5 protein-coding genes are annotated in these 8771 nt (G+C 46.6%); all 5 read left to right on the forward strand.

Annotation, left to right across the window (positions count from 1 at the left end; genetic code table 11):
* Positions 1 to 34 precede the first annotated feature (34 nt).
* Positions 35 to 2071, forward strand: a complete 2037-nt coding sequence (locus DWV53_RS05585; protein WP_118152212.1) for a RagB/SusD family nutrient uptake outer membrane protein — start codon at positions 35 to 37, stop codon at positions 2069 to 2071.
* Between the two features lie 68 nt (positions 2072 to 2139).
* Positions 2140 to 4965, forward strand: coding sequence for a SusC/RagA family TonB-linked outer membrane protein (locus DWV53_RS05590; protein ID WP_118152214.1), 2826 nt, complete (start codon positions 2140 to 2142; stop codon positions 4963 to 4965).
* Between the two features lie 21 nt (positions 4966 to 4986).
* Positions 4987 to 6765: a RagB/SusD family nutrient uptake outer membrane protein gene (locus DWV53_RS05595; protein ID WP_118152216.1), complete on the forward strand. Its 1779-nt coding sequence runs from the start codon at positions 4987 to 4989 to the stop codon at positions 6763 to 6765.
* Positions 6766 to 6835: 70 nt separating this feature from the next.
* Positions 6836 to 7876 (forward strand): hypothetical protein, encoded by a 1041-nt coding sequence (locus tag DWV53_RS05600; RefSeq protein WP_147468740.1) that lies wholly within the window; start codon positions 6836 to 6838, stop codon positions 7874 to 7876.
* Positions 7877 to 7931: 55 nt separating this feature from the next.
* Positions 7932 to 8771 (forward strand): hypothetical protein, encoded by an 840-nt coding sequence (locus DWV53_RS05605; protein ID WP_118152220.1) that lies wholly within the window; start codon positions 7932 to 7934, stop codon positions 8769 to 8771.

Raw genomic sequence — 8771 nt, forward strand, 5'->3', positions numbered from 1 at the left:
ATATTACACATTATATATAAATAAGGTAAATACAATGAAACTTAACAATATATTCAGAGGAATCGTTCTTACAGCCGTTATCGGTTCTGCGGTGACGGGGTGTACTGAGCAGATCAAGTTTGGAGATTCCTTCATAGAAAAGACTCCGGGTGGCGATGTTACCATTGATACCATCTTCAATAGTGCAGAATATACCCAGCAGTTCTTGACCGGTATTTATAAGAACCAGTACTACGGTCTGCCTTTCAAGGCGGGTGACGGTAACTCCCACAGTTACTTCAGTGGTCAGATTGAGGCGATGTCAGACTGCTGGCACAATCCTACAGCGTCAGTTGCTATGTATAATCTGGTGTATGAAGATTACATGACAGCAGCCAGCAGTAATTCCATCTATGGTTTTGACAAGGAGAATATCTGGGAGATGGTGCATGCCTGCTACCTCCTGATGGAGAATATCAGCCGTGTGCCTGATATGGATGAGGATACCAAAAATCAGTATGTGGCTGAGGCGAAGTGCCTGATAGCATCTTCCTACTTCAACCTCTTCCGCATGTACGGCGGTCTGCCTCTGGTTACTCACTCATACGATGTAAACGGAGACAAGTTGGATGCGCCACGTGCTTCGGTAGAGAAGACACTCAATTTCATTCTCAAGCTTTATGATGAGGCTATCAATTCAGGAGCCCTTCCTTTTGCTTATTCTGATGATGATGTCACTACCATGAAGGCACACTGGACCAAGGCAGCTGCCATGGCGATGAAGTGCCGTGTACTGCAGTTTGCTGCTTCTCCATTGTTCAACGACGACCAGCCATATTACAGCGGCAAGTATTCCATGGAGAATGCGAGTCAGGACAGTCTGGCTTGGATGGGTGGCAAGAAGCCTGAGTTGTGGCAGCAGTGCAAGAAGGCATGTGAAGACTTCTTCAATGAGAATGCCAACAACGGCAATCCTTACCATCTCGTAGAACCTACAGCCCAGACTACCGAGGCTTATCGCTTTGCCTATCGCTTTGCGTATATCAGCCAGGCTAGTCCGGAGGTCATCTTTGAGACCCGCGTTACCGACAACAACCACAACTCCAAGTATTGCTGGGCGGCACGTCAGTATATGCGTACCCTCGACCGCCAGGCTTATTGCCCTACCCAGGAGTTCGTAGAGATGTTCCCTTGGGCTGATGGCAAGCCATTCAACTGGGAGGAGACCGAGCAGGCTGGCGAATTGGACCACATGTTCATCAAGGGTGATAGAAAGGTAGGCAAGCAGGAACTGCAGAATGTGAAATATACCCGCGACCCTCGTCTTTATGAAACTGTAAGTGTGAACGGACAGCGCGACAAGGTGAATGTAGGCGACGGCAAGTCAACCGGTCAGAATGTAGAGTTGTACGTGGGCGGTACCAATGCCGGTACAGATCCAGACAATTGTGTGGGTGCTTTTGCTACAGGCTATTTCCACAACAAGTACATTGCCGACGGAATCACCGGTTCTGCCTACGAGCGCGAGAAGCCACACTGGGTAGAGATGCGTCTTTCCGACCTCTATCTCATCTATGCCGAGGCTCTGCTTCAGGCTGACGGCAACAATGTCAAGGCTTTGGAATATATCGACAAAATCCGTGCCCGTGTAGGTTTGAAGGGACTTGCGGAATGTAACCCATCAGAGAATCTTACCACCAACAAGGATAATCTCCTGGAAGAGTTGCTGCGCGAGCGTGCCTGCGAGCTGGGATTCGAGAACACCCGTTTCTTCGATATGAAGCGCTATAAGAGAGCCGACCTCTTCAGCCGCACGCTCCATCGTCTGGTCATCTATCGCCAGGTGAAGGATGATGCTACGGGCAAGTGGGAGACCACTACCAACAAATGGTATAATGGCGACAGAACCAACAAGAAGCTGAATAAGAACAATGATGCCTGGTATGAGCCATCTCATTTTGAGTATAAGCGCCTGCCTATCACCACGGGAGCTCGTGCATGGTGGAATGGATTCGATGTTAAGTGGTACCTGTTCCCATTCCCACAGACCGAGGTATTGAAGGGTTATCTCGTTCAGAACCCAGGCTGGTAATCCCGCCGGAGGTTATCTCTTGAGTAAAGGTTACTTGATTAAAGTTACAGATTAAAAAAGTAAATTCGATGAAAAATAATAAGAATGCTGTACTGATGGCGATGGCTCTCCTGAGCCTGCCAGCTTCAGCACAAGTCAAAATAGATACCATTGCTCCTCATCGCTATGCGGCTCAGAGCATCGATGTGGGTGCCAATGTGAACTTCTCCCGCGAGCAGTCAACTTCAGCAGTGTCTGTCATCACCAGCGAGAGTACCAACAAGCGCAGCGCCAAGAATATCGGCAACTCTATCCTGGGACAGGGTTCCGGCCTGATTTCACTGCAGAATTCCGGTAACTATGCCGGAATCAATCCTACCTTCTACATCCGCGGCATGCAGAGCCTGGATGGCAATACCCCACTTTTCGTGGTAGATGGTATCGAGCGTGATATCCAGTATATCTCTGCCGAGGAAGTAGAGAGCGTATCCGTATTGAAGGATGCTGCTGCCACTGCACTCTATGGCTACAAGGGTGCCAACGGCGTGGTGCTCATCACTACCAAACGCGGTAAGTTCAATTCCAAGGAAATCAAGGTGAATCTGGACCATGCCATCAATTTCATGGCTCACAAGCCTAAGTTCGTGGATGCGCAGACCTATGCCAAGGCGATGAACGAGGCTTATGCCAACGACGGCTTCGAGAACCCTAGATATACCCAGGAAGAGGTGGATGCCTTCGGATCAGGCAAATATCCTTATCTCTATCCTAACGTTAACTGGGTGGATGAAACCTTCCGCAACCACAGCGTTACCAATATGCTCAACGCTTCGTTTACGGGCGGTGGCGAGAAGTTCAAGTACTATGCCTTGCTCGACCTGCAGTATGACAATGGTTTCGTGAAGAATCCGGATACCCACGAGGGATATTCTACCAATAATAAATATGTGAAGGGCAACCTGCGCATGAATATGGATATGATTCTCTCGAAGAATACTACCATGAAGGTGAACCTCCTGGGTGTGCTCGCCGAGTCGAATGCTCCAGGCAATTCTGCCAAGTTGTGGGATATGGTCTATGGCCTGCCTTCTGCTGCCTTCGCCGTGAAGGGCGAGGATGGCAAGTGGGGTGGTAACTCTACCTGGGCGGGTACCGTTAACCCTGTGGCGCAGTCGCAGGATGCCGGTTACTCCAGAAATCACAACCGTGGTATCTATACCGACCTCACTATCCGCCAGGAACTCCCTGCTGTATTGAAGGGTCTGGCTGTTCAGGGCCGCATCGCTTACGACCATTTCTCCAACATCTACGAGAATTATAGCAAGACATACGTATATGGAAGTCCTACGGTAGTCGACTGGTTGGATGGCGAACCTCAGTTGGGCAAGGCATTCACGGGTGGTTCTGAGAGCGATCTCGGTGCCTCTATCTCCACCAACAGCTTCACCCGCCGTTTCCATGCCGATGCCAGTGCCGACTATCAGAATACCTTCGGCGTCCACAGCATCTACAGCCAGTTGAAGTACGATTACGAGTTCAGCGATGAGTTTGCCATCAACAGTACGCTCTATCGCCAGAACATCAGCTGGTACACCCACTATGGTCTGCTCAATCGCTACTTCCTCGACCTTGCCCTAGTAGAATCCGGTTCCAACCGTCTGGCTCCTGGCAGCAAGTGGGCATTGTCGCCTACGGTATCAGCAGCCTGGGTTCTCTCCAAGGAGAATTTCATGAAGAATCTCAACTGGGTGGATTTTCTCAAGCTCCGTGCTTCCTACGGCATTATCCAGACCGACATCCTGCCTGAGAGCGGATGGATGTACTATATGCAGCAGTATCAGACAACTGGTGAAACCTATCCGTTCAACAGCGGTTTCCAGAGCGATTTCGGCAGAACCTATCTTGATGCCATTGCCACTTCCGGTCTGACCCGTGAGAAGGCAGCCAAGTTCAATGCCGGTGTAGATGCCACCCTCTTCGGTGGTCTCGATTTCAGCTTTGATGGTTTCTACCAGCGCCGTTCCAACATCTGGGTATCTACCGCAGGCAAGTATTCTTCAGAGTTGGGTGTGGATGCTCCATACGAGGGCGATGGTATCGTGGATAGCTGGGGTTGGGAGGCAAGTCTCGACTACAACAAGCAGATTGGCGACGTGAAGTTCAACATCGGTGCCAACATCGATTACTATCGCAGCCAGATCAAGGAGCAGGATGAGGCTCCTAAGCTCTATCCTAACCTGGTAAGCACCGGCCATCGCGTAAGCCAGCTCTTCGGCTACAAGGCTATCGGCTTCTTCAAGGACCAGGCTGACATCGATGCTTCCAAGCCACAGCTTCTGGGTAGCACTCCTCGTCCGGGCGACATCAAGTATGAGGATGTGAACGGTGACGGACAGATTGATACCAACGACAAGACTGCCATCGGATATTCTACCGTGGCTCCTGAAATCTACTACAATATCCATTTGGGAGTAGAGTGGAAGGGACTGGGTATTGATGCGATGTTCCAGGGCACTGGCAGATACACCGGCGTACTTTCTACCAAGAGTATGTACAAGCCGCTGGTGGGCAACACCACCATCTCTCAGTACTACTACGACAACCGCTGGACTCCTGAGACAGCCAGCACAGCCAAGTTCCCGGCGCTGAGCTCAACCAGCAATGCCAACAACTACAATACAAACACCCTCTGGATGTTTGACCGCTCATTCTTCAAGCTTCGCAACATCGAGGTTTATTACAACTTCCCTAAGGCGTTGCTCGCCAAGACCAAGCTCCTGAATGCAGCCAAGTTGTATGTACGTGGTGTAGATTTGTTTAGCTTCGACCATCTCGATGAGTCAGATCCTGAGGTATTCGGTGCAACCAATCCTCTGAATCGCAGCATCGTGGCTGGTTTGTCAGTAACATTCTAATTATCTTAAAGTAGAACAATAATGAAAACAAATAAATTAGTATATGGTCTGTTCGGATTCATGGCGCTGGCATCATGCAGCGATAAGATGGATTACAGCGAGACGGTAGTCAAGGATAAGGATTATGTGATTCAGACCTTTGAGAAGGTGGGTGGTTTCATGACCGATATCTACAATTATGCAGACTATGATTATGGTCAGAACTTTGGTGGAGGCATGCTTGCCTCTGCCACCGACGAGAGTGTTTACTCCGTGAGCGGTACCAGCATCGAGACCTTCTATAACGGCAGCTGGAGCCCATCCAACGCCCAGGGCTCGCTCTGGAGCAATATGTATAAGGGCATCAAGACCTGCAATGTAGTATTGAAGGATTTCCAGGACTTGAAGTTCGAGGATTTTGAACTCAATGCCGACTATCAGCAGCAGATGTTCCGTTACGAGAACTACAAGTGGGAGGCCCGCTTCTGGCGTGCTTACTTCTATTTCAATCTCGTTCGCCAGTATGGTGGTGTGCCTGTCATCGACCCTGAGATGGCGGCAGCTGATGTCAACAACCAGCCTCGCAAGTCATCTGACGAGGTGTTCCAGTATATCTTTGATGAATGTGACGCCGTGAAGGACAGCATCATAAAGGATTACTCTGACTTGGGAAGCATGGCTCTGAGTACAGCTGAGGATGGACGTGCCAACAACCTGACCGTCCTTGCCCTCAAGGCTCGTGCAGCACTCTATTGGGCAAGTCCGCTCTTTAATCCTTCTGGCGATAAGGAGCGTTACCACAAGGCAGCTCTCTATACCAAGGAATTGCTGGATGCCTGTGAGGCAAGAGGCATGAAGCTCGCTGCCAAGTATGCTGATCTCTGGTCAACCAATAATTACAAGGATGCCGACAAGAAGTGTGAGATCATCTTCGGTCGCCGTATCTATGGTACCAAGATTTCATCTACCGATCCATCAGATAATGTGGTAGAGAGCTACAACTATCCGTTCGGTATCGATATGGCAAAGGCTAGTTATTCAGCTTCCGGTAGAAACTGCCCATCCCAGAACCTGGTGGATGCCTACGAGATGAAGGCTACGGGTAAGGGTATCAATGAGGCTGGCAGTGGTTATGATGAGCAGAATCCTTACGCTGGCCGTGACCCTCGCTTCGAGCTGACCATTGCCAAGAATGGTGATGTATGGCCTACTGCAGCCAACTATAAGAAGGCTGCTCTCCAGACCTATTATGGCGGTGTGAATGCCGAGCCATTGGTGGGTGCTACTCCTACGGGTTACTATCTGAAGAAGTTGCTGCATGGTGATATCGACCTTACTTCAAAGACCAAGAAGCAGGGCGACTATCATACTTGGGTTACCTATCGTCTGGGTGAGTTCTATCTCAACTATGCTGAGGCAGCATTCAAGTATCTGGGCAGTGCCACTGCTACAAGTGCCGATCTCCCTATGTCGGCAGACGAGGCTGTAGATAAGATTCGCAAGCGTGCCGGTATGCCTGATTTCCCTACTTCGTTGAGCAATGATGAGTGGTGGAGCAAGTATCAGAACGAGCGTATGGTAGAGTTGGCTTTCGAGGGTCATCGCTTCTGGGATGTACGCCGATGGAAGGAGGCAGACAAGTTCTTCAAGAACATTCAGGAGATGAAAATTACCAGGAACGATGATGGTTCCTTCACCTATACCCGTGAAACCGTACAGCGCCAGTGGGATGACAAGATGTATCTCTTCCCTATTCCTAACGACGTGATGCTGAAGCACGAGAAATATGGTCAGAAGTGGGAGCAGAATCCTGGCTGGTAACAAAAACAATTATAATATACTATTGGCTAAGGCGTAAAAACCTTAGCCGATAACTTAAACAGTAACGATTATGAAAGTATATAGTTTTTTTGAAAAATATGTATTAGTCCTTTTGGGCATCCTTGTTTTCGCCTCTTGCTCTGACGATGATAATGCTGGCGTGATGAGCAGCAAGGTGATGCTGAACCAAGAGTTGGTTGCTTCCAATTATAGTTTTATTTGGAATGGTGTTACCTCTCCTCGCAAGGATGACGTCAAGGCTAAGTTTGAGGCGGTAGAAGGAGATTCTACCAAGATGAAGATGACCATCTCTGGTATCGTTCCTTCATCTGATGATGACATTCAGTTGGTTGTGGATGTTCTTCCACAGGCTGATGAAATCCAGTATCAGGGAAAGGTCGAGAATTCCGATTACGACATGACCGTGAGTGGTGTCTATTTCCCATCGAGATCTAGTGTAGGTCATTACTTCAAACTGAAGGTGGTATATAATGTTGTTAAAGAAGCTTTGCTAAAACAACCCTTTACTTTTAATTTCAAAAAAGTTTGTACTGCTGTAAAGAGTGGCGATGCAAGATTTATGACAATTGACGGCGTGGAATATGCTTATTCACAACTTGCAGAAAGTACATTGTCTGGTATGTCAAATCTTTATGCAAAGACAGATTCTGTAGCAAAGTTGACTTTCTCTAATGATGGCAAGTTGACAATAGATATGTTGAGCAATAATAAAGGTGAAACTGTGTCTTCTAATCTAATGACGATAAAGTATTGGCTTACGAATCAAAGTCATGACATGATTCTGGAATTTACGAAAGCGCAGGCAGAGTCTTTTACTGCTAAGTTCTTGAATGTGGGTACTCCAGATGTTGAAAGGCTGTTCACTAAATATAAATCAGAAGATAAGTATATATTGAGAGCTGCTTACGATGTAGATGGTAAGTTGGCTATTATGTTGAATAGTCCATATAATGCAAATGCGATGGATTTGTATGTTCGAGGAAAGTTCGCAGATGTAAAAGATGAATTACTTAAAAAACAAACTTTGGCATTCTTAGATATATTGAAAGAATATCCAAATGTTTGGGGATTGTATTTCGTTTCTGAATAAATAACATGGCATGCTTGTTTTTTGAAACGGGCATGCCCTTTAAAAAAGAGAATAAATGAGAACGTTTAAATATTATCTGTTGTTTTTGATTTTCCTTTCTTCTTGTAGTGTTGACAATATTGTTGATCATCAGACTTTGTCATTTGAAAAGTGTGACTCAACAAATGGCAAAGTTGCATATCCCAATAGATGGAATAATTTAACAAGAAGTTCTGTTGTCACGTCAAGCTGGGAAAAATGGGAAACTGTGCAATTGGCTTCTGGTAGTTATGTTCATACTCCATGGAATAAGAAAATCACTTCTGGTACTATACCTTATGAAATCCGTACCGATATTCTTCCGAGTGATGGATGGGATTTAATAGCTCATACGGTGAATGGATATGGAGAAAATGGTATGAATTATTTGATTTTTCATAATCATTATACAGGAATACTAAAGATATTTTATTATTTAGAGCCAAATAGCTCAAATTTACAAAATACAGCAATATGGAAGCTTCATTTTGAAAATCCACAATCCTTTTTGGCCTTTACTGGTGAATATGCTCGATTGTCTACAGATAAATCTGTGCGAGATATTTATTTAAGTAATATTACGAGTGACGATTCTAGAGGCTTTAATGTTGGGTGGAATTGTTTTCAGGTAGAATTGGCTTATGATCCAGATTTTACAGAGGGTAGCTTGCAAATTATACCGATGTCGATGACAACTTCATCAATAAAACTTGATGGCAATCTTAATTCTAAGACAAAGGGTACTGTTATATCTACTACGACATCTAATCCATTGAATGGAGTGGTCAAAGGTGTTGCAAGTTTAGTTGGAAATACTGCCAAAGATTGGGTTTCAGATGTAAGCGGCTCCGCGTTTATACCTTGCCCTTTATCGTAA

This window comes from Segatella copri, from assembly GCF_003465495.1.
Classification (GTDB): Bacteria; Bacteroidota; Bacteroidia; order Bacteroidales; family Bacteroidaceae; genus Prevotella; species Prevotella copri_G.